At 45.2% G+C, this 24,880-nt stretch carries 27 protein-coding genes; 8 read left to right on the top strand and 19 right to left on the bottom strand.

The features are described 5' to 3' along the window. From AB4407_RS10180 to fkpA, 9 genes are all read right to left on the bottom strand, one after another. Window positions 1–191, bottom strand: a 191-nt coding sequence (locus AB4407_RS10180) for a GTP-binding protein (protein ID WP_241905392.1), incomplete at its 3' end; no start/stop codon positions are given. Between the two features lie 147 nt (window positions 192–338). After that, on the bottom strand, window positions 339–2,435 hold the full coding sequence (gene fusA / locus AB4407_RS10185) for an elongation factor G (RefSeq protein WP_372120471.1): 2,097 nt from the start codon (window positions 2,433–2,435) through the stop codon (window positions 339–341). 166 nt (window positions 2,436–2,601) lie between these two features. Beyond that, window positions 2,602–3,072 (bottom strand): 30S ribosomal protein S7, encoded by a 471-nt coding sequence (gene rpsG, locus AB4407_RS10190; protein WP_012604916.1) that lies wholly within the window; start codon window positions 3,070–3,072, stop codon window positions 2,602–2,604. A 103-nt stretch (window positions 3,073–3,175) separates the two neighbouring features. After that, a complete protein-coding gene (gene rpsL, locus AB4407_RS10195) occupies window positions 3,176–3,550 on the bottom strand; it encodes a 30S ribosomal protein S12 (RefSeq protein WP_012604917.1) in 375 nt (124 codons plus the stop codon). 181 nt (window positions 3,551–3,731) lie between these two features. Then, window positions 3,732–4,007 (bottom strand): sulfurtransferase complex subunit TusB, encoded by a 276-nt coding sequence (gene tusB, locus AB4407_RS10200; protein ID WP_009848936.1) that lies wholly within the window; start codon window positions 4,005–4,007, stop codon window positions 3,732–3,734. Window positions 4,008–4,015: 8 nt separating this feature from the next. Continuing rightward, entirely contained in the window at window positions 4,016–4,372 is a 357-nt protein-coding gene (tusC, locus tag AB4407_RS10205; protein WP_017096568.1) for a sulfurtransferase complex subunit TusC, read from the bottom strand. Then, entirely contained in the window at window positions 4,369–4,758 is a 390-nt protein-coding gene (gene tusD / locus AB4407_RS10210) for a sulfurtransferase complex subunit TusD (protein WP_017103600.1), read from the bottom strand. The genes tusC and tusD overlap by 4 nt, the downstream gene beginning before the upstream one ends. Then, entirely contained in the window at window positions 4,752–5,477 is a 726-nt protein-coding gene (locus AB4407_RS10215) for a transcriptional regulator (protein WP_012604921.1), read from the bottom strand. The genes tusD and AB4407_RS10215 overlap by 7 nt, the downstream gene beginning before the upstream one ends. Window positions 5,478–5,681: 204 nt before the next feature. Beyond that, on the bottom strand, window positions 5,682–6,458 hold the full coding sequence (gene fkpA, locus AB4407_RS10220) for an FKBP-type peptidyl-prolyl cis-trans isomerase (RefSeq protein ID WP_009848932.1): 777 nt from the start codon (window positions 6,456–6,458) through the stop codon (window positions 5,682–5,684). A gap of 131 nt (window positions 6,459–6,589) precedes the next feature. On the opposite strand from fkpA, the gene AB4407_RS10225 reads away from it, so the two are divergent. Next, window positions 6,590–7,567 carry a WD40 repeat domain-containing protein gene (locus tag AB4407_RS10225; protein WP_372120514.1) on the top strand — a complete coding sequence of 326 codons (978 nt, stop codon included), beginning with the start codon at window positions 6,590–6,592 and terminating at the stop codon, window positions 7,565–7,567. 5 nt (window positions 7,568–7,572) lie between these two features. Further along, window positions 7,573–7,800 carry a SlyX family protein gene (locus AB4407_RS10230; protein WP_009848930.1) on the top strand — a complete coding sequence of 76 codons (228 nt, stop codon included), beginning with the start codon at window positions 7,573–7,575 and terminating at the stop codon, window positions 7,798–7,800. 179 nt (window positions 7,801–7,979) lie between these two features. Here AB4407_RS10230 and AB4407_RS10235 read toward each other — a convergent pair whose 3' ends face one another. From AB4407_RS10235 to kefG, 5 genes are all read right to left on the bottom strand, one after another. Next, window positions 7,980–8,945 (bottom strand): isoaspartyl peptidase/L-asparaginase family protein, encoded by a 966-nt coding sequence (locus AB4407_RS10235; RefSeq protein WP_372120472.1) that lies wholly within the window; start codon window positions 8,943–8,945, stop codon window positions 7,980–7,982. A 218-nt stretch (window positions 8,946–9,163) separates the two neighbouring features. Further along, complete coding sequence (slyD, locus tag AB4407_RS10240; protein ID WP_009848928.1) at window positions 9,164–9,754, bottom strand: peptidylprolyl isomerase; 591 nt, start codon at window positions 9,752–9,754, stop codon at window positions 9,164–9,166. 94 nt (window positions 9,755–9,848) lie between these two features. Beyond that, a complete protein-coding gene (locus AB4407_RS10245) occupies window positions 9,849–10,049 on the bottom strand; it encodes a YheV family putative zinc ribbon protein (protein WP_020477226.1) in 201 nt (66 codons plus the stop codon). Window positions 10,050–10,195: 146 nt separating this feature from the next. Then, a complete protein-coding gene (gene kefB, locus AB4407_RS10250) occupies window positions 10,196–11,992 on the bottom strand; it encodes a glutathione-regulated potassium-efflux system protein KefB (protein WP_372120473.1) in 1,797 nt (598 codons plus the stop codon). Continuing rightward, a complete protein-coding gene (kefG, locus tag AB4407_RS10255) occupies window positions 11,979–12,563 on the bottom strand; it encodes a glutathione-regulated potassium-efflux system ancillary protein KefG (RefSeq protein ID WP_372120474.1) in 585 nt (194 codons plus the stop codon). Before kefG ends, kefB begins: the two co-directional genes overlap by 14 nt. Window positions 12,564–12,737: 174 nt before the next feature. Between kefG and AB4407_RS10260 the strand changes: the two genes are divergently transcribed. From AB4407_RS10260 to crp, 6 genes are all read left to right on the top strand, one after another. Further along, entirely contained in the window at window positions 12,738–14,660 is a 1,923-nt protein-coding gene (locus tag AB4407_RS10260; RefSeq protein ID WP_372120475.1) for an ABC transporter ATP-binding protein, read from the top strand. After that, complete coding sequence (locus tag AB4407_RS10265; protein ID WP_372120476.1) at window positions 14,657–15,127, top strand: TIGR02444 family protein; 471 nt, start codon at window positions 14,657–14,659, stop codon at window positions 15,125–15,127. Before AB4407_RS10260 ends, AB4407_RS10265 begins: the two co-directional genes overlap by 4 nt. 207 nt (window positions 15,128–15,334) lie before the next feature. After that, window positions 15,335–16,327, top strand: a complete 993-nt coding sequence (locus tag AB4407_RS10270) for a hydrolase (RefSeq protein ID WP_372120477.1) — start codon at window positions 15,335–15,337, stop codon at window positions 16,325–16,327. Between the two features lie 96 nt (window positions 16,328–16,423). Next, complete coding sequence (locus AB4407_RS10275) at window positions 16,424–16,636, top strand: YheU family protein (RefSeq protein WP_086048631.1); 213 nt, start codon at window positions 16,424–16,426, stop codon at window positions 16,634–16,636. 77 nt (window positions 16,637–16,713) lie between these two features. Then, complete coding sequence (locus AB4407_RS10280) at window positions 16,714–17,583, top strand: phosphoribulokinase (protein WP_012604929.1); 870 nt, start codon at window positions 16,714–16,716, stop codon at window positions 17,581–17,583. Between the two features lie 241 nt (window positions 17,584–17,824). Continuing rightward, window positions 17,825–18,457: a cAMP-activated global transcriptional regulator CRP gene (crp, locus tag AB4407_RS10285; protein WP_004729651.1), complete on the top strand. Its 633-nt coding sequence runs from the start codon at window positions 17,825–17,827 to the stop codon at window positions 18,455–18,457. Window positions 18,458–18,634: 177 nt separating this feature from the next. On the opposite strand, the gene AB4407_RS10290 is transcribed toward crp, so the two are convergent. From AB4407_RS10290 to AB4407_RS10310, 5 genes are all read right to left on the bottom strand, one after another. Continuing rightward, on the bottom strand, window positions 18,635–19,426 hold the full coding sequence (locus AB4407_RS10290; protein ID WP_372120478.1) for a DUF1338 domain-containing protein: 792 nt from the start codon (window positions 19,424–19,426) through the stop codon (window positions 18,635–18,637). A gap of 254 nt (window positions 19,427–19,680) precedes the next feature. Continuing rightward, complete coding sequence (astD, locus tag AB4407_RS10295; RefSeq protein WP_372120479.1) at window positions 19,681–21,138, bottom strand: succinylglutamate-semialdehyde dehydrogenase; 1,458 nt, start codon at window positions 21,136–21,138, stop codon at window positions 19,681–19,683. A 39-nt stretch (window positions 21,139–21,177) separates the two neighbouring features. After that, window positions 21,178–22,197: an arginine N-succinyltransferase gene (gene astA / locus AB4407_RS10300; protein ID WP_123285401.1), complete on the bottom strand. Its 1,020-nt coding sequence runs from the start codon at window positions 22,195–22,197 to the stop codon at window positions 21,178–21,180. A gap of 107 nt (window positions 22,198–22,304) precedes the next feature. Beyond that, window positions 22,305–23,516, bottom strand: coding sequence for an aspartate aminotransferase family protein (locus AB4407_RS10305; RefSeq protein WP_210446802.1), 1,212 nt, complete (start codon window positions 23,514–23,516; stop codon window positions 22,305–22,307). Between the two features lie 464 nt (window positions 23,517–23,980). After that, window positions 23,981–24,559, bottom strand: coding sequence for an aminodeoxychorismate/anthranilate synthase component II (locus AB4407_RS10310; protein ID WP_017068833.1), 579 nt, complete (start codon window positions 24,557–24,559; stop codon window positions 23,981–23,983). Window positions 24,560–24,880 lie beyond the last annotated feature (321 nt).

Raw genomic sequence — 24,880 nt, forward strand, 5'->3', positions numbered from 1 at the left:
GCGATTGTGATACCGCGCTCACGCTCTTCTGGAGCGTTATCGATAGATGCGAAATCTTTAGCAACACCGCCGTATACTTTTGCAAGAGTAGTACAGATAGCAGCAGTTAGAGTTGTTTTACCGTGGTCAACGTGGCCGATAGTACCAACGTTTACGTGCGGTTTCGTACGTTCAAATTTTTCTTTAGACACAATCGTGTTCCTTCCTAGTTATGATTCGCCACGTTCATTATTGAGCGAGACGCGCCAGAAATTGCTATTTTATGCGCCAACTCTCGTTAGCGCAATATTTGGACGCATTGTTCTTTCAAAAAATGAAAAAAAATGCCTTCCTTTTGTTTAACCACGCTCTGCAATGATTGCTTTTGCAACATTGTTAGGCACTTCAGCGTACTCACTAAACTCCATAGAGTAAGAAGCACGACCTTGTGTCGCAGAACGTAAATCAGTTGCGTAACCGAACATGACAGACAACGGAACTTGTGCACGAATTATCTTCAGGCCAGCTGTCCCCTCGTCCATACCTTCGATGATACCGCGACGACGGTTAATATCGCCAACAACGTCACCCATCCAGTCTTCTGGAGTAGTTACTTCAACTTTCATCATAGGCTCAAGCAAAACTGGTTGCGCTTCAAGTGCACCCGTTCTGAAAGCCATAGAGGCAGCGATTGTAAACGCCATCTCACTTGAATCTGTTTCATGGTAAGAACCATCATATAGTGTAGCTTTGATATCCAAAACTGGATAGCCAGCAAGCACACCATTGTTCATCTGCTCTTCAACGCCTTTAGCGACTGAAGCAATAAACTCTTTCGGTACGATACCATTGGCAATTTCATCCACAAAGACAAAGCCTTCGCCAGCTTCTGATGGTTCCAGTTTTAGCCATACGTGACCGTACTGACCTTTACCACCATGTTCACGGATAAATTTACCTTCCGCTTTCGCTGTACCACGAATAGTCTCACGGTAAGCCACTTGCGGGTTACCAACGTTGCAGTTCACGCTAAATTCACGCTTCATACGGTCAACGATGATATCTAAGTGTAGTTCACCCATACCAGAAATTAGAGTCTGGCCAGTTTCCGCATCCATATCAACGCGGAACGATGGGTCTTCCGCTGCTAGTTTACCTAGAGCGATAGTCATTTTATCTTGATCAGCTTGAGAGCTTGGCTCTACAACGATCTGAATAACTGGGTCTGGGAACTCCATGCGCTCAAGAACAATCTTATGGTTCTGGTCACAAAGGGTTTCACCAGTAGTCACATCTTTAAGGCCGATAATGGCTGCGATGTCACCTGCTCGTACTTCTTTTACTTCTTCACGCTTGTTTGAGTGCATTTGAACAATGCGCCCTAAACGTTCACGTTGTTTCTTCACAGAGTTGTAAGCTGTTTTACCGCTTTCAACAACACCAGAGTAAACACGGATGAAAGTTAAAGTACCAACAAATGGGTCTGTTGCAATTTTAAATGCTAGCGCTGAGAACGGTTCTTTGTCGTCTGCGTGACGCTCTGCTTCATTCTCGTCTTCATCGATACCTTTAATTGCAGGGACATCAACTGGAGAAGGAAGGAAATCAACAACTGCATCTAGAACAGCTTGTACACCTTTGTTTTTGAATGCACTACCACAAGTAGCAAGTACGATTTCATTATTAAGGGTACGAGTACGAAGACCTTGTTTGATTTCAGCTTCTGTTAGTTCACCTTCTTCAAGGTACTTATCCATCAACTCTTCATTTGCTTCTGCAGCAGCTTCAACAAGTTCTGTACGATATTCTTCAGCCATTTCTTGCATGTCTGCAGGAATATCTTCGTACGTGAAAGTCATGCCTTGGTCAGCTTCGTTCCAGTTAATCGCCTTCATCTTGATAAGATCGACAACACCTTGGAAGTTTTCTTCAGCACCAATGTTCAGTTGAATTGGAACAGGAGTTGCGCCTAGGCGATCCTTGATCTGTTCAACTACGCGCAAGAAATCTGCGCCTGTACGGTCCATTTTATTAACGAAAACCATACGTGGAACTTGGTACTTATCAGCTTGACGCCATACAGTCTCTGACTGAGGTTCAACACCAGATGAGCCACAGAACACAACAACTGCACCATCAAGTACACGCAGAGAACGTTCTACTTCGATAGTGAAGTCAACGTGCCCCGGAGTGTCGATGATATTAATACGGTGGTCAGAGTACTGAGCTTCCATACCACGCCAAAACGTAGTAGTTGCTGCTGAAGTGATCGTAATACCGCGCTCTTGCTCTTGCTCCATCCAATCCATGGTTGCTGCACCATCGTGAACTTCGCCGATTTTGTGAGAAAGACCGGTATAGAACAGAATACGTTCACTTGTGGTTGTTTTACCTGCATCTACGTGAGCAACGATACCGATATTACGGTATTGCTCAATAGGAGTTTTACGAGCCACGGTTGAATCCTCTTATTAGAGACTTAGGGACTATTGCTATGTCTAGATTATGCGTTAAAAGCGATACTTCGCTAAAAAGTGCTTGCCCTAGAAATAGCAATAGTTCCTAGCATAAGCATAGGAACTAAAGAAGTGCTGCAAGGAAACTTGCAGCACTAAAAAGGTATTACCAGCGGTAATGTGCGAACGCTTTGTTTGCGTCAGCCATACGGTGAACGTCTTCACGTTTCTTAACCGAAGTACCTTTGTTCTCAGACGCGTCTAGCATTTCAGCAGCTAGGCGTTGAGCCATAGATTTTTCACCACGCTTACGCGCAGCTTCAACTACCCAACGCATAGCAAGAGCGTTACGGCGAACCGGACGAACTTCTACAGGTACTTGGTAAGTTGAACCACCCACACGGCGAGATTTAACTTCTACCGCTGGACGAACATTTTCAAGAGCTTCTTCAAATACAGCTAAGTGATCTTTACCAGATTTCTCAGCCATAACTTCTAGTGCAGTGTAAACAATCTTCTCTGCAGTAGATTTTTTTCCGTCAACCATAAGGATGTTAACGAATTTTGCCAGCAGCTCAGATTTGAACTTAGGATCTGGAAGGATCTTACGCTGGCCTATTACGCGACGACGTGGCATGGAATTTCTCCGTTGTCTTCTTCAGGTTTTTTCCAAAACTTTTCAGAATAATAAATAAATAGTGTTTGGCCTTACTTAACGCTTTCTTTTAAAAAAAGACGCATTAAGACTTAGGACGTTTCACACCATACTTAGAACGACCTTTCTTACGGTCGTTAACGCCTGCACAGTCAAGTGCACCGCGAACAGTGTGGTAACGCACACCTGGTAAATCTTTAACACGACCACCACGGATAAGAACAACACTGTGTTCTTGAAGGTTATGACCTTCGCCGCCGATGTATGAAGTAACTTCAAAGCCGTTAGTTAGACGAACACGACATACTTTACGTAGTGCTGAGTTCGGTTTTTTTGGAGTAGTAGTATATACGCGAGTACATACACCACGTTTTTGTGGGCACGCTTCTAGTGCAGGCACGTTGCTTTTAACAACCTGCTTTACACGAGGAGTACGTACCAACTGGTTAATAGTTGCCATTAACTAGCTCCTGATTTACTTGAAAGTAAGCTTGATGAAAAATCTAGCCCTATTACACATAGTGTAAATAGGGACGCAAAATTCTATTCAGCAGTGGGATGTGTGTCAAGAAATATACAGATCTTTTTTAGCCGTCTAGAGCTCAGGATGGTCTTTTTTTAACCACACTGATAAAATGCAGCTACCAAGTGACTGATTTGTCGTTCAAAACAGTCAGTTTTACGAATCCATCGAAGTCCACTTGATCAAGAGTGCTTGAAGCAAGTTGTTGTAAACCTCGACTATAAAGATCTGTTTTTAATACCGACACATGTTTAACGGTTGAGATTTGATTGAATAACTCATGATTTGGAAGGCAAACATACACCGCATCTTCAACCAAAAGGATATGGTCCTTTTGTTGCGAGTACATCAATGCAAGCTTGAGTTTGTCTACTGATTTTACAATATGAAGCATAACGTTCCCTAGAAAGTCAGTATTTTTTGGCTCTGAGCTAACTTCTGCGTCAACTCATTCATTTCTAGCGCAGTCACATCGATCAGTAAGTTATCAGTCGAGAGACCAAACTGATTGAGGCTATGTTGACACACGTAAACCTGCTCGATGTCGTAGAGGTCCATAAGCTTGAATGCAGAAATATAGTCACGTGATAAGGATTCATCAGGCTGTTGCGCTTTGAGAAGCTGTGTAACGCCATCACCGACAAAGAATACGCTGATGTCTTCACTGTAAGCTGAAGCCGCTAACAATGCGTCTAGCCCTTCCCTACCCGCAGCCGTTGTATGAGGAAAGCTGTTAAATATAAATGCTAATGTGCTCAAAACTGGACAACCCTATCTTGCGTAAGAAGTGCTTCAGATAAACTCCCTAAGCCAGCTTGGGTGAACCCTGTCGCCAAGTTAGATGCACTTAATTGATGTTGCGCCGCTTCTTCAGTGCTGATAACTCCACGCCTTAGCGCAGCAGCAACACATGTCTCTAGGCTAACATTGTGCTCGTCTGCCAGTTTTTGCCAAGCGGCAGCTAAATCAAATTCATCATTAGCAGGCACAGTAATGCCAGAGCCATTACTGACGCCGTCTTGATAGAAGAACACACTGTGAAGTTTGTGGCCCTGTTTCAATAGAGCCACAGCAAACTGATAAGCACTTCTTGCGGATTGTGAGCCGTAAACGGGTCCATTAACTAAGAGTGTATAGCTTAGCAACCCTCTTCATCCTCTGTTTTACGTTGACGGATGTACAAGTACACTGTGTGCTTCGAGATATTCAATCGCTCAGCAACGCGGTTAATCGCGTCTTTGATGTCGAAAATACCTTTGTCGTATAGCTCCATCACGATTTGGCGATTTTTGGTGTTGTTCGATACAGATTTGTCTGCATTGATTTCTTCAATCGTGCGTTCAACCGTTTGGTCGACAAGTTCTTCAACGTCACTAGCAAAGTTAACAGATGACGCAGCTTCGTCCGCGTCTTGCGTAGGCATGAAAGATTGCAGCACTTGTGAGAATGGCGCATCTAAGTTCACGTTAATACACAGTAAGCCAATCACTCGGTCTTCACCATTGCGGATAGCAACCGTGATCGACTTCATTAGTACCCCGCCTTTAGCGCGAGTAAAATATGAACGTGAGAAGTTACGTTTAGAACCTTCAATATCTTTCAACATCTTCAATGCAAGATCGGTGATTGGCGAACCAACCTGACGACCTGTATTTTCACCATTGGCAATTTTAATCGCAGAAGTATTGAGGTCTTCTAGAGAGTGTAAAACGATTTCACAAAACGGACCTATCAGACTCGCAATACCATCAACTACGGCCTCATAAGATCTTAAGATAATTTTATCGTGTTCACTGAATGGCATGACATGGACTGATTCCATTTCGAGTAACATGTCCGCATTGACTGTTTCTGTAGTAGTCACTTATTCCTTACCTTCGTGTGAAAAATCAACAAATTTATGTAAGTTTATCAGAAATTTTTAATTGCACACCTAGCTAACATTGCAACTAGTGATTTAGAACAAGTTTAAAAATCAAATACTCATATTCAAGTCATAAAAAAACCTAACTTAAAGTTAGGCTTTTTATTCAATCAACGTATTTTAGTACGAGGCTTTTAACCGATATTATTGTGCAGGAGCTGCTTCAGCGTTATCGATGTTTAGTAGTTCAACTTCGAATACTAGCGTTGAGTTAGCTGGGATCGTCGGTGTATCTTGCTCACCGTATGCTAGCTCTGGCGGGATAACGAACTTGTACTTAGAACCCACTTGCATCAGTTGTACGCCTTCAGTCCAGCCTGGGATTACGCGGTTTAGTGGGAATGTTGCTGGTTCGCCACGATCGTAAGAGCTGTCGAACTGAGTACCGTCTGTTAGCGTACCTTTGTAGTGTACTTGAACCGTATCAGTGTCTTTTGGAGAAGCGCCTTCACCAGCCGTCATTACTTGGTAAAGTAGACCAGATTCAGTTTGCTTAACGCCTTCAGTTTTAGCGAACTCAGCGCGGAAGTCATCACCCGCTTTCTTCACTTCTGCAGACTTTTCTGCCGCTTGTGCTTGCATCGTTTCAGCAACACGCTTGTCTAGAGCTTCAAGAGCTGCACGCGTCTCTTCTTCGTTAAGTGCCGTCTTCTCTGCGAATACGTCTTCGATACCTTGAAGAACCATCGCTTTGTCTAGGTTAATGCCTAGCTCGCTTGGCTTATCAATGCTTGTGCTTAGGTAGTTAGCGAAAGATACGCCGATTGCGTATGCCGCTTTGTCATCTTCTGTTTTAAAGTTTACTGCTGCAACTTTAACTTCTTCTACCTGTGGAGCTTCTGCCTTTGGTTCTTCTTTCTGACAACCAACTGCTAGCATAACCGTTGCGGCAAGCAGTGATACTTTTAAAACTGATTTCATTGAATTCTCCAATTAATGGCCAAGCCATTGGTTATTGTGCACAAATCTAATGATTAGATTGGTGTGAATACGTTAGTTATAACAATATACTAGTCATATGTCTTTCGACACAAACCGGATTATTGGATGTGATGCGAATATTTTTCCACTCATTGCTATGTACGATTGTCATCACCTTGTTAAATGGCTGCTTTTTCTTCCAAGATGATGACCAACGCTGGGAAATTGAACCCAACGGCGCCACCAGCTTTGCCCTAAGTAGAGATGGACGCTTCGCGCTGCTCTACTCGCAGCAAAAACAGCTGCTCCTTTGGGATCTTGCCCAGAACAAAGAACTGGCTCAGCTTGGTCCACAAGATCAATCCGAAAATCAAGTATCGCGTATTCGCATCTCTGACAATGGTCGCTTTGCCATTACCGCCAGTCAGATGAATTTCGCCGTTTGGGACTTATCTTGGACACAAGCTGAAGGGCTATGGTCGATTTCCGATGGCTTAATTCGCGATGTTGATATCTCTAGCAACGGTGAAAAAGTACTGCTGGGCCTATCTAATGGCAAAGCTATCTATGTGGACTTAGTCACCGGACGCCGTCTGGAGTTCCTCGCTCACCGAGAAAAAGTTAATTCCGTCTCCCTATCTTCGAATGGGCGCTACGCATTATCAGGCGGTAACGACTATAAAGCTTACCTTTGGGATACCGAATCAGGCTTGGTATTGCGTACATTCGAGCATGAACAAAGAGTCGTACGAGTTGCCTTACAACGAGATGGAGAGCTAGCTTTTACCTCCGATGGAGGGAATCAAGCGATGATCTGGGATCTTGAGACAGGTGAACCTCAAGCGCAATTGCAGAGCTGGTCTCGACAGCTAATTTTTTCCAGTGCTCGCTTTTCTGATGACGGCAGTATGTTGGTAACAGGTACGCCATCTAGCCAAGTGAGCGTGTGGAATACTCAAGATGGTAAACGCATTTCTCGCCACGACGCCGAGCCATTAAAAGATGCTCGCCCTCCTCGTGCGGTAGTGTATGATGCAGCCTTTGATTATAAGAACCGTGTGATATCGGGCACCTCTGCGGGCATTGCCCAAGCTTGGAATGTGGATTAAGAACGATGACAGAAAAGCGAGTTGAACAATTAGAAAGCCGCGTGAATGACCTAGAATGTCAGTTGGCTTTCCAAGAGCAAACCATTGAAGAACTTAATGAAGCGCTTAGCCAACAACAGATGCTGATCACGAGAATGCAAGACCAGATGAAGTTCGTGGTTGGCAAAGTAAAAAATATGGATGGCTCAAACCTCGCTGACGCATCAGAAGAGACGCCCCCTCCACACTATTAAGTGCGGTTTAAAGATAACGAATTAATTCTAGCGACGCATATCGTTAGTTTCTCGTCCTCAATGTGTAAACACATTTCAGGGCGGGACATAGAAAACTAAAAGGGCGACAGATGCTTATCTGTCGCCCTTTTTGTTTAATCTGCGCTAATTCAATTTAAGCCAGTTAAGCCAATACAAGCTTAATCGTCGGCGTAAATCTTCACTTCGACACGCCCTTCAGTATCAACACTTGCACGATACATCCCTGAGCTGTTCATACCGAAGTGGATATCACCTTGGCCATCAATTGCTATCAAGCCACCTTCGCCACCCATGGTTTTCAGTTCACCTTGAATGATGTGTTCACAAGCCGTATGCACATCTTCTTTGAGATAACGCATTCTTGCTGCCACATCACTGGCAACCATCTTTCTAAGGAAGAACTCCCCCATGCCTGTTGTTGAAACGGCCACGTTACCATTTTCAGCCACAGTGCCTGCACCGATGATTGGAGAATCTCCCACACGACCGTATTTTTTATTGGTTACGCCACCAGTGCTGGTTGCGGCTGCTAAATTACCTGCTTGGTCTAATGCGACCGCGCCAACCGTGCCGTACTTTTTATCATCTGGATATTTATCTGCTTGCTCTTCATCATATTTCGCTTCAGACAAAGCAAAAATACCTTTCTCTTTCATCGACTGAAGTTGGTCATAACGACGCTCAGTAAAGAAGTAATCTTGCTCAGTGAAGATATGTTCATGCTCAAACGCAAACTTCTCGGCGCCTTCACCAATCAGCAGCACATGGTCGCTTTTAAGCATCACATCACGCGCAAGCTCAATTGGATTTTTGATATGGCGGACACCGGCAATAGCCCCCGCATCCATTTCACGACCGTGCATCACAGAAGCATCCATCTCAACAAATTCATCATGAGTCAGAACCGAACCTTTACCGGCATTAAAGTGTGGGCTGTCTTCCATCACCTTAACCGATGCCACCACCGCATCCAGAGCATCACCGCCCGATTGCAGTACTTGATAGCCAGCTAGAACTGACTTTTCTAAAGCCTCGGTAATACCCGTTTTTAATTCATCGCTCATTTGCTCTCGTAAGATGGTGCCTGCACCACCATGAATAGCAATTGAAAAAGGCTGTGACATGCGAACTCTCCACTGATGTCGTCTTATAATGTTGTGCTATCAATACCACATTCATAGTTTGATGTCTGATAACGAAAACCAAACTATTTATGAACGCTTAGATTTACGGACACTTAGTTCGGTAGATTAAAAACCAGCTTAAAAAACTCAGCTCCTAAACGAAAAAACCTCCACAAGGGAGGCTTTCAATATTCTTAAACTAAACCGTTAATTCGGTATTAGTGAGAACCACAGCTACCGCCGCCGCAGCAGCCGTCTTTTTTCTCTTCAGCATGGTCATGGCCTTCGCCACCACAGCAACCACCTTCGTGATCATGATCGTGGTCGTGACCGCCACAGCCGCCTTCTTGGTGTACGTGACCGTGTTGAACTTCTTCTTCAGTCGCTTCACGAACCGCTACAACTTCAACGTCAAACGTTAGAGTTTGGCCAGCTAGCATGTGGTTACCGTCAACAACAACTTCGTCGCCATCTACTTCAGTAACTTCAACTGGGATTGGACCTTGGTCAGTATCCGCTAGGAAACGCATGCCAACTTCGATTTGCTCAACACCTTGGAATACGTCTGCAGGAACACGTTGAACTAGGTCATCGTTGTGCTCGCCGTAAGCGTCTTCTGGAGTAACAGTTGCTGAGAACTTGTCGCCAGCGACTTTGCCTTCAAGCTCTTTTTCAAGACCTGTAATTAGGTTGTTGTGACCGTGAAGGTAATCTAGTGGAGCTTCTGCAGTTGATTGGTCAACTACTACGCCATCTTCAAGTTTCACTTGATATGCAACACTAACTACTACGTTCTTTTCAATTTTCATGAGAGCTCCAAGGAGGTTTGGACTAAGCTCGAACAGTTGAGCCTAGGAAAAATTCTGTACCCGGATATTATGGGGATCAATTAACGAAACTCAATCATTCTGGCTTAAAAATACCGATCATTTCTTGATTTGCGTGTTCAGATTTCTCTACAGTTTTCGGTTTACGCTGCTCGGTAAAGTCACAATCGACGCATTCCACCAGCTCGATATTATTTTCAACCCACCAACGGAGTGTATCTTGAGTACTGCAGCTTGGGCAGCTCGCCCCAGCGATAAAGCGTTTTTTCTGTTTCACGTTCATATCCTTTACTACTCTGGATTCGCAGTTCTTCTATTCATCTCTAAGTTAAAGACTCTGTAGAGACCGCGTTTATTATTAGGGTGTATTGTTATTGGTTATAATATCTGGATTTTAAGTTCTGAAGAGCTATTCACTCCAGACTATTGCCAATAATTTCGAGACTGGTGATCGTTTTCCATCTCGTGTCCAAAAATCTCTTCAAGCTCTTTACGAGCCTCTTTCGCTCGCTGGGCTAACTCGGCATCTTCATTATGCTGAGGAAGTAACTCTTTCAGCATACCATTATCCAATTTCCTAAAGTGTGCTTCTGCTCGCTTCGCTTTATATGGATGCATGCCAAGTTCGGTCAATGTTTGACGACCTAAATCTAATGCCCCAAGGAAGGTTTCACGCGAGTAGTTGCTCACACCGTGGTTAAGTAATTGATATGCTTCAACACGGCTTCGTGCACGAGCTAAGATCTTTAAGCGCGGGAAGTGCTGCTTACATAAATCGACGGTTTTCATGATTTCATCGGGAGAGTCAGTACACAGCACAATCGCCTCTGCTTTATCAGCACCAGCTGCGCGTAACAGCTCGAGGTGAGTCGAGTCTCCGTAAAATACCTTGTAGCCAAACTTTCTAAGGATATGGATTTGGCTGGCATCACTCTCAAGAACGGTAATACGAATCTTATTGGCATACATCAAACGACCAATGATCTGACCAAAACGACCAAAACCCGCAATAATCACTCGAGGACTACGATCAACCACATCCGAAGACATCGCACTTTCACTGATTTGGTTAAGTTGACGAGCAAAGAATCGGTCTTGCAGCTTGAGCATCAATGGCGTGGTCACCATCGACAAACTCACAACCACCAGTAAGAACGACACTTGTTCGCCGCTTAAGATACCTTGAGCACTCGCCGCGGTAAAAATAACGAAAGCGAACTCACCACCTTGGCTGAGAATCATCGCCATGCGACTACGGGCTTTGGCTTGAGTACCGAAAATACGAGCTAGCCCATACAGCACTAAGCCTTTCAAAACCACGAGAGCTAATACAGCAATCAGTATCGCGAATGGGCTTTCAGCAAGTAAACCTAAATTCACCGCCATACCCACAGAGATGAAGAACAGACCAAGCAACAACCCTTTGAATGGGTCAATCGCAATTTCAAGCTCATGTCGATATTCACTTTCAGCTAGAAGCACGCCCGCTAGGAAAGTACCCAATGCCATCGACAAGCCAATCTGTTGCATGATGACGGCGATACCAATCACAAGTAACAGCGCTGCAACAGTAAATAGCTCACGCACACCACTCATAACGACGTAGCGGAACAAAGGCCCCAATAAGAAGTGGCCACCGACCAGCAGACCAATCACACCACCCAGCATCCAAAGCATGTCCGCCCAGCTGCCGCCTGTATTACCTGCTAGCAAAGGTAGCATTGCTAGCATAGGGATTACTGCAATATCTTGGAAAAGTAACACTGCAAAGCCAGACTGCCCCGCTTCTTTACCACCGAGTTCACGCTCTTCAATAACCCGCAACGCGATTGCGGTCGAAGACAAAGCTAAGCCCATACCTATCACTAGGCTAGTTTGCCACGTTAAACCGAACATACAGGCGATGGCGGTAATAATCAGGGTGGTGATCAGCACTTGCGCGCCACCCAGCCCGAGAATGGGGGCTCGCATCTGCCACAATTTTTTCGGGTTAAGCTCTAAGCCAATCAGGAAGAGCAGCAGTACTACCCCGAATTCGGAGAAGTGCAGAATCGCCTCTACGTCACTGATTAAGCCAAGTCCCCAAGGGCCAATCGCGACACCAGCTAACAAGTAACCGAGTACTGAACCCAAGCCAGCTCGCTGCGCGATAGGAACCGCAACCACAGCAGCCGCTAAAAATATAACGCTACTTTGTAGAAAATCATTAGTCAGAGCCATCATCTGCTCCTATATCTTGTAGCGGGTCTCGCAACCAATTTCGATACGCTTCTGCGTGTTGGTAACGCGTCATATCGGTAACATTTCGTGCCCAGTGTAAAACCAAAGGGGATATCCAGTGCATCTGACACAAAGCAGCGGTAAGCTCGAATGGTTGCAAAATCTCTTGTAATGGATATTTATTATAGCCTGCGGCACCAAACGCCTCTTCTTTACCACCGGTAGTAATCACACTGCGCCAGTGTTTACCTTTAAGCGCACTTTGCTCACCAAACGCAAAACCCTTGCCTAATACTCGGTCAAACCACTCTTTAAGCAGTGATGGGCAGGAATACATAAACAAAGGGTGTTGGAACACGATCACATCATATTCAAGCAGCAATGCATGCTCAGAAGGCACATCAATAAAGAAGTCCGGATAGATGGCGTAGAGATCGTGGACTTTGACATTCCCAAGCGACTCTATCTTTTTAACCATGACCTGGTTAGCGATAGAGGTTTGCGGCTCAGGGTGCGCATAGATGACCAGCACCTTGGGCACGGGGTTGTCTGTCGAGGGAGTATTACTCATTCCTTTGAAACATTCCTTTGAAGGCTAAACGGTGGCAAGGCCACTAGAATTTAAGCAAAAGTTACTAATATGTTATTGGCATCATAACGCAAATTGCATTGTGATCGACTTTTATCTGGTTTCAGCCTACTATGCAGGCGTCTGTTCATCTCTAATTTCTATGCTATTTCAATTATGATTACTTTCTCTGATATTCAATTGCTACGCGGCGGTAAGCCACTCCTCGACCAAGCATCTGCGACTTTTCAGCCTGGCGACAAGATCGGTTTGGTGGGTAAAAATGGCTGTGGTAAATCTACGCTGTTCGCCCTAATTAAGGACGAACTGTCTATTGATGCTGGCTCATTCAGTAAACCAGCCCATTGGGAAATGGCTTGGGTTGCTCAAGAAACACCTGCATTAGAAAGAACAGCAATTGAATACGTGATTGATGGCGACCGTGAATACCGTGGCCTTGAAGATCAACTTGAGAAAGCTGAACAAGCCGACAACGGCACATTAGTCGCAGAGATCCATGGCAAGATTGAAACCATTGGTGGTTACAGTATCAAAGCACGTGCTGCCGAGTTATTGGATGGCCTAGGATTTCGCCAAGAACAAATGACATGGAACCTGACTCAATTTTCAGGTGGTTGGCGTATGCGTTTGAACCTAGCGCAAGCCCTACAGTGTCGAAGTGACCTACTGCTACTCGATGAGCCGACCAACCACTTGGATTTAGACGCAGTAATGTGGCTAGAACGTTGGTTACAAAGCTACCCTGGCACACTAGTACTTATCTCGCACGATAGAGACTTCTTAGACCCTATCGTCAACCGCATCGTGCACGTTGAAAATCAACAGCTCAATGAGTACACGGGTAACTACTCATCGTTCGAAACCCAACGAGCGCAAAAGCTAATTTTGCAACAAGCGATGTACCAAAAGCAGCAGAAACAGATGTCTCACATGCAGAGCTACATTGACCGTTTCCGTTACAAAGCATCAAAGGCTCGCCAAGCGCAAAGCCGTATTAAAGCGCTAGAGAAAATGGAACAAGTGCTGCCTGCTCAGTTTGATAATCCATTCAGCTTTGAATTCAGAGAGCCAGACGCACTACCAAACCCAATCATGATGATGGACGAGGTATCAGCGGGCTACGACGACAACCTAATTCTGGAAAAGATTCGCCTAAATCTCGTTCCGGGCAGCCGCATTGGTCTGCTTGGTCGAAATGGTGCTGGTAAGTCAACGCTGATTAAACTCCTTTCTGGCGAACTGAAACAACAGGGCGGTGAGCTGAGCTATTCGCAAGGCGTTAAAATGGGGTACTTTGCCCAACACCAATTAGAGACGCTGCACCCGGAAGAGACACCACTTCAGCACATGATGCAGATTGCGCCTAAGCACACCGAACAACAGCTGCGTGATTACTTAGGTAGCTTTGGCTTTCAAGGTGAAAAAGCACTGGATAAAGTGGCCCCCTTCTCCGGAGGTGAAAAAGCGCGTTTGGTATTGGCATTGCTGGTATGGCAAAAACCTAACCTATTGCTACTCGATGAACCAACCAACCACTTGGATCTCGACATGCGTCAGGCGCTGACTTTTGCATTGCAGACGTTTGAAGGTGCAATGGTTATCGTATCGCACGACCGTTACCTGCTGCGTGCCACTACTGATGATTTATACCTAGTACACGACCGCCAAGTAGCACCGTTTGATGGTGACTTAAGCGATTACTACAAGTGGCTAACCGAACAGCAGAAAGTTGAGCGCAAAGAAGCACAAGCATTGGCACCGGCAAAAGACGGTGCCAACAGTGCAGCAGCGAAAAAAGAGCAGAAACGTAAAGAAGCCGAGTTCCGTAAACTGACGGCACCACTGCGTAAAAAGCTGACTCAATTTGAAAAACAGATGGATAAATTAACTCAGGCTCTTGAAGAAGCCGAGCAAGAATTATCCGACACTTCACTGTATGAAGCTGAAAATAAGGCTAAACTGAATAAAGTACTCGCTCTACAAGCGAGCAGTAAGTCACAGCTAGAAGAAGTTGAAATGGATTGGATGTCCACTCAAGAAGAGCTTGAGCAGATGGAACAGGATATGGATAGCTTATGAGCCCAGAGCACGCCCCAATATCACTAACACTGGAACGACTATGGCAATTTAGCCTTCAGTATTACAGTGTGCGCGGTGTAAAGGATGCGTGCCTAGCTTTGCAAAACCAGTTCCACGGCAACGTCAATCTACTGCTGCTTCTCAAATGGCTTGATGAGCAGCAACTCTCTTTCGCGGAAGAAGAGTGGCACAAAGTACAACAATGCTTAAGCCGCTCTGAAACCTTGCTACATAGTTATCGAGATCTGCGTAAACACCTCAAGGCACACGTTGTTGATTCACTCTACCGTGAAGCCTTACAATTTGAGCTGCAGCTTGAGAAACAACAGCAATCCGATCTCGTCGACTGCATTAAGTCTCTTCAACTTACTGCGAACCAACAATCACCGCTCGCTTTACAGTACTGTCGTTTATTAGGGGCGGAAAATCTCTACGACGCTTTTTCTGAACCAGCCCCTCAGCCTTAACTCGTTACCTTTCCCTTTTATCCCATCAAGATCCAAGCTTAACCTCGATATTATTCAATCAGTTACCTATGACCTATTTTTGTCACCCGTATCAGTGAAACTCTTGCGCTTATGCCGAGAATCAACCAAGCTCAAATAAAAATGTGGGCGTTTCGCTAAAAGCTCAACACCTTACCAAAGCCCATAAAAGAAGCATGGACTGTTTTTATGACAATATTTACCGCAGCTGCTGGTTTATCTAATCCGCACTTACAAACCTTAGTGCCACGATTTATTAGAAAGCAGGCGTTGTTCAACCCTCAATGGCAAACTTTAGAAACACCCGACGGTGACTTTCTCGATCTTGCTTGGAGCGAGTCGCCAGATGGCGACAATCCAAATAGTGACGATATAAAGAACAAGCCGATATTCGTTCTGTTCCACGGTTTGGAAGGGAGCTTTGAAAGCCCTTATGCCAACGGACTGATGAATGCCTTTGCTAAAGATGGCTGGCTATCAGTGATGATGCACTTTCGAGGTTGCAGCGGAAAACCAAATCGCTTGGCTCGCGCTTATCATTCTGGTGAAGTCGAAGATGCGCGCTTTTTCCTAAGACATCTACACGACCAGTTTCCCAATAACCCTAAGGTAGCGGTTGGTATCTCTTTAGGCGGTAACATGCTGGCGAACTATTTGGCTGAGTATGCAGACGACCCATTGCTATCGGCGGCGACGATTGTCTCTGCACCTTTTGATCTGGCTTGTTGCTCTAGTCGTATTGAGCGAGGTTTCTCCAAGCTCTATAAGAAGTATCTACTCAACTCTCTAAAATCAAACGCCTTGAAAAAAGTTAACCTGCTACAGGAAAAGCTGGGGGTCACAGCGGAAACCATTAAGAAGATCACCAAACTGTATGAGTTTGATGAACAAATTACGGCGCCTCTGCATGGGTTCAAAAATGCCCAAGATTATTATGCACAATGCTCCGCACTGCCTAAACTCAAGAAGATCAAACTACCAACTCAGATCATTCATGCCAAGGACGATCCTTTCATGACCGATGATGTGATTCCAAAGTTCGTTCTGCCCGATAATATCGATTATCGGCTATTTCAAAAAGGCGGCCATGTTGGGTTCATTACGGGTAGCACACTCAAGCCAAGATTTTGGTTGGAAGAAGCATTACCCGCCTACTATGAAAGTATCCAAGATTCGGCATAATGACCGAGCCTTATTAAATAGCAGTAAAAATATTACTAAGCTCATTCATTTCTACATCAATAAACCTATCCATGAACATAAAAGAGAGAAGTATTTATGATCATCCCATGGCAAGACATTGCGCCAGAGACACTGGAAAACCTCATTAAAGAATTCGTGCTGCGTGAAGGTACAGACTACGGTGACATAGAAGTTTCACTGCAAAACAAAATTGACCAAGTGAAACATCAATTAGCCTCAGGAGAAGTGAGTATCGTGTTTTCTGAGCTGCATGAAACCGTTGATATTCAAGTCACAAAACGCTTCTAGGCTGCGCTCATAAAGGAGCCGTGTTATAGTGGTAAACGATTGCTAACAAGTAAGTTACTCAAAAGACAAGGGTTGTCATGTCCGCTAAACATCCAATTATTGCGGTGACGGGTTCATCTGGAGCCGGCACCACCACTACCTCAGAAGCCTTCCGAAAAATGTTCAATATGATGGACGTGAAGGCAGCTTGGGTTGAAGGGGATAGTTTCCATCGCTTCACTCGACCAGAGATGGATGTCGAGATCCGTAAGGCGCGCGAGCAAGGTAAGCACATCAGCTACTTTGGTCCACAAGCTAACGATTTTGGTGCATTAGAAGATTTCTTCCGTCAATACGGCAATGAAGGCACGGGAAAAGTCCGTAGCTATCTGCATACCTTCGATGAAGCCGTGCCTTACAACCAAATGCCCGGCACCTTTACGCCATGGCAAGAGATCCCTGAAAACTCAGATGTGATGTTCTACGAAGGTCTTCACGGTGGCGTGGTCGATGGTGACATCAATGTTTCTCAACACGTCGATCTGCTTATCGGCATGGTACCTATCGTAAACTTGGAGTGGATCCAGAAATTCGTTCGTGACACACGCGATCGTGGTCACTCTCGCGAAGCGGTGATGGATTCTATTGTTCGCTCAATGGATGATTACCTTAACTACATTACCCCGCAGTTTTCGCGAACTCATATCAACTTTCAGCGTGTCCCTACCGTAGATACATCGAATCCACTGAATGCAAAAGGGATTCCAAGTTTAGACGAAAGCTTCGTGGTTATACGGTTGCGCGGCATCAAAAACGTCGATTTCCCTTACTTGTTGGCTATGATTGACGGCTCATTTATGTCACGTCATAACACACTTGTGGTGCCAGGAGGCAAGATGAGTTTTGCTATGGAGCTCATTGTAAGGCCTATTCTGCAACAACTTATAGAAACCGGGAAAATAGGCTAACAAAACAACATTCTGGTTGATTACTTTTCATACCGTGATCATGTGCACAATTTTGCGTAAAAAATCGTAGCTTGGTCACGATTAAAATCAAGAAATAGTACCTGAAAAAGGATACTATTCTTAAACGAAACACAAGATAGCTTGCAGCGCTCAACGAGTGCTCTTATCCTAGCTACGTCAATTCAGGCTTAGCTAAAATATGGAAAGCGGCAAGCATACCCTGCAGAGGAAGTAAGATATTATGGTTCTAGGTAAACCCCAAACCGATCCAACATTAGAGTGGTTCCTTTCACACTGTCATATTCATAAGTACCCTTCAAAAAGTACTTTGATTCATGCTGGTGAAAAGGCAGAAACCTTGTACTACATCGTTAAAGGTTCTGTGGCAGTTCTTATCAAAGACGAAGAAGGTAAGGAAATGATTCTTTCTTACCTAAACCAAGGCGACTTCATCGGTGAGCTTGGCTTGTTCGAAGAAGACCAAGAGCGTACTGCATGGGTTCGTGCAAAATCTCCTTGTGAAGTAGCTGAGATTTCTTTCAAGAAATTCCGTCAACTTATCCAAGTGAACCCAGATATCCTAATGCGCCTTTCAGCGCAAATGGCAAACCGTCTACAAGTAACTAGCCAAAAGGTTGGTGACTTAGCGTTCCTTGACGTAACAGGTCGTATCGCTCAAACGCTACTAAACCTAGCAAAACAGCCAGATGCAATGACTCACCCTGACGGCATGCAAATCAAGATCACTCGTCAAGAGATTGGCCAGATTGTTGGTTGTTCTCGTGAGACCGTTGGTCGTATCTTGAAGATGCTAGAAGAGCAGAACCTAATTTCTGCACACGGTAAGACTATCGTGGTATACGGCACTCGTTAATCTCGATTAACTGAGCCAAAAATTTGAAAGCCACCAAATGCAAATTTGGTGGCTTTTTTGTTTTCTCAAGAGCTAGAGAGCAGATGCGAATGGGACACTTACAACTTCCAAACGTAAGCACTCTCGATGCGAAGCGTACCCGCACCTCTAGGGCAAAGCCCGTGCTCTTATGTTTCTTTAACCATTGGTGCTTTCAAAGATCTTGTCAGCTGATGCCGCGACAAATCCGGTATAAAGCTCACCATTGGCCATCGCATAACGCTTAGCGAACTCATAGAAGCCGCCAGGAATCATCTCATTACCTTCAACAAATGAAACTGGGACTTTGTCTGCCATTGTTGATGATTGCTCTAATAAGACCTCTGGAGAGCCTTTCACCTCGCCGCCAGATGCATTGATAGTGAAACCCGATTCGCTCAAATAGTCATTCACTGACTGTACTTCATCAAAGGCGTTAAGTTGATTTACGCTCACCGTAAAGTGGTTGGCACCGTAACCATGAGCCGCTAGCCAAGAAGCGTATTCACTCTCTTTTGCTAGCACTTGGAAATCTGCGAAGCTCAAATCCCAAAGACGACCACCAAACAAGAATTCATGACCTTGCAGTTTGCTAGCATCCACTTGATCAACCAACTTAGCAACGATCTGTTGTAAGTCGCTTGAACACTCTTCGACCTTCAACTCACTAATGAACACTTTTGGTTGTTTTGGATCTGGATGCTCGTAATGCTTAGCCACTAGCTTCTTGCTCTCAAACAAGTAATCGCCACATGCCTTGTAACCTAACTCAAGGAAAGGCTTGGCCAGTGTTTCAATCCCCAGCGGTGCAACATTGAAAGTACGCAGTGCAATATGATCATTAATCAGGGCTTCGTCTTCTTTCAGCAAGTGATGTACTTTCTCAGCCGATGGACAAAGCCTGTGAATGTAATCGTCCCATAGTGATTTAAAGAGTAGATCGGGCGTCATGGTGACTCCTTGTCAGAGGTTCTAGCAAGCTAGTAATTTGGATTAGAAAGGGAGAGGCTGGACATAGAGTCAGCAGCCATCAGCCTGTGACATACTTGTTCTATTATTATCTACCGCCCAATCTAGGTGTCGGACGTGGGTGAAAAGAGGAAGCGATAACACCGCTTCCTTATTACACAATCAATGAATCTGTTACTCATGAACCTAGAGCTCATAAGCTTATGATTCATCAAGTTAAAGCTTAAGAACCAAAACTACAGCTCAATACCTGGGCTAAATGTCGCTGGCAGTTGGGTTTCACCACCTTCCATTGACGCCATTGGGTAAGCACAGTAGTCCGCCGCGTAGTAAGCACTTGGGCGTAGGTTGCCTGAAGCACCCGGGCCACCAAATGGTGCATCACCACTTGCGCCTGTTAGTTGGCGGTTACGGTTAACAATACCCGCACGGATATGGTCAACGAAGTATTCCCATTCGGAATCGTCGGTTGAAACTAGGCCAGCAGACAAACCAAAGCGTGTGTCATTAGCCATTTCAACGGCTTGCTCTAGCGATTGGTAACGAACCACTTGCAGCAATGGGCCGAAGTACTCTTCATCTGGCAACTCAGCAATGTTGGTTGCATCGATAATGCCCGGAGAAACAAACGCCGCTTCACCCGCTTTTGCTTCTACTAGGCTGACACCACCTAACGATTGCAGATTAGCTTGCGCGTCCAAAATGAACTTAGCTGCAGCTTCAGAGATCTGAGGGCCCATGAAAGGTGCAGGTTCAGCGAATGGCTGATCGACACGAATCTTTTGCGTAGCTGCGACCAGTTTATCTAGAAGCAGATCGCCCTTCTCGCCAACAGGCACATACAAGCGACGAGCACATGTACAACGCTGACCCGCACTGATGAACGCCGATTGGATGATAGTGTATACCGTTGCGTCTGCATCACCGTATTGGTCGCTGATCACCATAGGGTTGTTGCCGCCCATTTCTAGTGCCAGCATCTTGCCCGGTTGGCCCGCGAATTGACGATGCAGGATATGACCAGTATTCGCACTACCCGTAAATAGCACGCCATCAAGACCTTTAGCATCAGCCAGTGCGATACCTGTCTCTTTAGCGCCTTGCACTAGGTTGATTACGCCAGCAGGAAGACCCGCTTCTTGCCATAGCTTCATTGCGAATTCACCCGTCCAAGGTGTCTGCTCTGAAGGCTTGAATACTACGGTGTTGCCCGATAGCAGAGCTGGAACAATATGACCGTTAGGTAGGTGACCTGGGAAGTTGTAAGGGCCAAATACAGCCATAACACCTAATGGACGATGACGCAGTACGATTTGGTTACCTGCCGCTTCACGCGAAGCTTCACCAGTACGTTCGTGGTACGCACGAATAGAGATGGCGATCTTGCCTGCCATCGCGCCCACTTCAGTGCGAGTTTCCCAAATCGGTTTACCCGTCTCTTTTGCGATAATTTGCGCGATCTCTTCGCTGTTCTCTTTCACTTTTTCCGCGAACTTCAACACAATCGCTTCGCGCTCTGCAAAGCTCAACTTTTTCCAAACTAGAAACGCTTCACGAGCCGCTGCTACTGCAGATTCAACCTGTGCTGGTGTTGCACTATCACCCTGCCACACTACTTCGTTGTTGTATGGGCTTACTGATGTCATGGCGTCACCTTGACCTGCCACCCACTGTCCTGCTATCCACTGAGTCATACTTCTATCCTTAAAATCTTCGACAGATAATCGCCGCTCTTACTGAGCCAACATACGAACGAATTCGCCTTCTTTTACTTCAAGAGCGCTTGCTACTTCAGATGATAAAATCACTGTGTCGCTTGCTTGGTCATACGCGCCTTTCGCGGCTACTGCGCGGAAGTTCTCAAATGATGTATTCCCAATTAGGAAGTCTTTAGAGCTTGAGTGCTCTGCAATTTTCACCTGAGCTCTAATCGCATGACGCACAGATTCGATGTTTCTTAAATCACACTCAACCGTTGGGCCCGCATCAAAGATATCGACATAGCCACGGTTGGTGAAACCTTCACGTTCCAACAACTTAAGTGCAGGGCGCGTATTGTCATGAACCTCTCCGATCACCGCCTGAGCTTCTTTGCTCAGTAGGTTCACATAGATAGGTAGCTTCGGCATAAGATCAGCAATGAAGCCTTTCTTACCAATACCGGTTAGATAATCAGCAAGTGTGAAATCAATCGAGAAGAAGTGTTCTTGCAACCATTGCCAGAAAGGAGAATTACCTTCGGCATCCGATACCCCCCGCATCTCAGCAAAAATTGTTTTCGAGAAACGCTCTGGGTGTTCAGCCATCAGTAGGAATCGGCACTTCGACATCAAACGACCGTTCAAACCACCACGGAAGTCAGGGCGCAAGAATAACGTGCAAATTTCACTGCATCCGGTGTAGTTATTACCAAAAGTCAGTAGCTTAACCACGTTATTAACGCCAAGCTTTTGCGATGAATGAACCACCTTGCTGATGTGATAAGAGTAAAACGGTACATCCCAGCCAATCGAGGCTTCGATACCCGTGGTACCTGCAACTTCACCCGTTTCGGTATCAAAGCCAACCATTAGGTAGCCTTCATCACCGGGTTCAGTCACGTCTGGTTTGGCAAAGCTGTATTCAGAGTGAGTAATACGGTTAGTTAACAGTTCTTCGTTAACAGGAAGAGATGTGAATCCGTGACCAGATTCAACCGCGCAAGTATGCAGCGCATCGTAATCAGATAATTTTATTGGGCGAACAACTAGCATCAATATTCCCTCCAGATGCAAAATAGGCCCAAAACCAGAAGCTTGGGCCTTTAGCAGAACGTCATGGGATCGCTCTATTGGCGATCATTCCTATGACGCCGCTCAGGCTAAACTAGCGTAGCGATTGCTTTGTCTAGTTTTGATAGGCCTTCTTCAATTTCTTGTGTAGTAATAACCAGTGATGGCGTGAAACGAACCACGTTTGCACCAGCAACCAGTACCATCAAGCCTTGTTCGCCTGCTGCTACTAATACGTCACGTGCACGGCCTTGCCACTCTTCGTTAAGCGCAGCACCTAGTAGTAGGCCTTTGCCACGAACTTCACTGAAGATTTGGTACTTGTCGTTAATCTTAGCAAGACCATCACGAAACAATGCTTCGCGCTCTTTCACGCCAGCTAATGTTTCAGGTTGGCTAACCACATCAACAACCGCTTCTGCAACAGCACACGCCAGTGGGTTACCACCGTAAGTAGAGCCATGCGTACCGACTTTTAGATGTGTCGCTAATTCAGTCGTCGTGAGCATTGCACCAATAGGAAAACCACCACCCAGTGATTTAGCAGTGCTCAAGATGTCTGGTGTTACACCTAGACCTTGGTAAGCATAAAAGTTACCAGTACGGCCGTTACCGGTTTGTACTTCATCAAAGATAAGCAGTGCATTGTGTTTGTCACACAGTTCACGAACTGTGTTCACAAACTCAGATGTTGGAGAGATGATACCGCCCTCGCCTTGCAGAGGTTCCATCATGATTGCACATGTGCGATCTGAGATGTGCGCTTCTAGTGCTGCAATATCGTTGTAAGGCAGGTGAGTTACATCGCCCGGTTTAGGACCGAAGCCATCAGAGTAAGCCTCTTGACCACCCACAGTTACAGTAAAGAAAGTACGACCGTGGAAACCTTGTTTGAATGCAATGATTTCAGATTTCTCAGGACCGTGAACATCCGCAGCCCAACGACGAGCCAGCTTCAATGCGGCTTCGTTCGCTTCAGCACCAGAGTTGGCAAAGAATACTTTTTCTGCAAAACATACGTCTGTTAGTTTCTTCGCTAGACGCAGTGCAGGTTCGTTGGTCATGACATTACTTAAATGCCAAATCTTGTTTGCTTGCTCAGTAACTGCGTTAACCATTGCTGGGTGACAGTGACCCAAACAGCTCACAGCGATACCACCAGCAAAGTCGATATACTCTCGGCCTTGTTGGTCCCAAACGCGTGCGCCTTCCCCTTTTACCGGGATCATTTCCATTGGGTTATAACAAGGCACCATCACCTCATTAAACAGACTACGTTCTACTTTTTTTTCCACTGTCATCGTACATTCCTTCTCGATACCGCAAGCTTCGCAAATAAGCGTACTGGTTCATAAGTGAGACAAAGATATTTTCTCTCGCCATAATCCCGCCGCAGCATTATATTTACATTTAATTAACCTTTTCAATAGTAGATTATTCTTTAGCCATCCCTAACAACCAGCTAAACGTCACTACCTATGACTATTTATGCATCAATTAATCTGTTTTATGAAGCTTTTTTTACCTAAACGTATGACTAGTAATAGCAAAGCCTTACTGGCACAGCGGTATATAGGGTTCGAGAGGAAATAACGCGAATAATTTTGCATAGGCTAAAAACTTAGCGAAGCGAGAGAGAAATGTTATAAAAAGTGATCGGCGTCAGAGGGAGAGAGGCGCGTAAAGCCCGAATTTAAACGCTTAACGAATGGGCTGACAGGTTTAACTGGCTTATTTAGGCGGAGAAAGGGTCAAATTTAAACACTCAGCGTGCTAGGAAGTTAGCGAGAAGCTGGTGTCCTTGCTCTGTTTTAATCGATTCAGGGTGAAATTGCACCGCATCAATCGGCAAGGTTTTGTGTTGATAACCCATGATCTCATCCATGCTGCCATCTTCAAACTCCGTCCAAGACGTCAGTTCAAAGCAATCTGGTAGCGTGCCATTTTTCACCACTAGAGAATGGTAACGTGTCACGGTCAATGGGTTGTTCAATCCCTGAAAAACACTCTTGCCATTGTGGCGTATCGGAGAGGTTTTACCGTGCATCACTTGTCTGGCTCTCACCACTTCACCACCAAACACTTGGGCAATGGCTTGATGACCAAGACACACACCTAAGATCGGCAGTTTACCAACGAAGTGTTCGATGACTTGTAGAGAAATGCCCGCATCATCCGGTGTACAAGGACCCGGCGAGATAACAAGGTGACTAGGATTTAGCGATTCAATACCCGCAATATCAATCTCATCGTTGCGAACAACTTTTACAGTTACCCCTAACTCACAGAAATACTGATACAAGTTATAGGTAAAAGAGTCGTAGTTATCGATGATAAGTAACATGGGTCGAAATCGTTTGCTAAATACTAAAGGATTGGGAGATATAGGGGCGGTATTGTGCAATATAAAGCAAGAAAGGCAAGTGAAAATGATAAAAAGAAAATCAGCTTTCGCTGCCCTGATAACTTTACACTACAAATACATAAACGTTACTGGCAATGACGCCAGAGTGATCCACTTTGTCTTCTCAAGGCATAGATATCTCCCATCCCAGCCAAAGTTCCCATAAAAATTAAAACCTTATAAGTTGCGATTTTTTTATGGCATAGTTCTTTTTTTGTGAAAAATAACAAGTCAATGAATAATTGTTTGAGTTATCATTAG

The organism is Vibrio sp. 10N.261.46.E11, from assembly GCF_041472735.1.
In the GTDB taxonomy this organism is placed as follows: domain Bacteria; phylum Pseudomonadota; class Gammaproteobacteria; order Enterobacterales; family Vibrionaceae; genus Vibrio.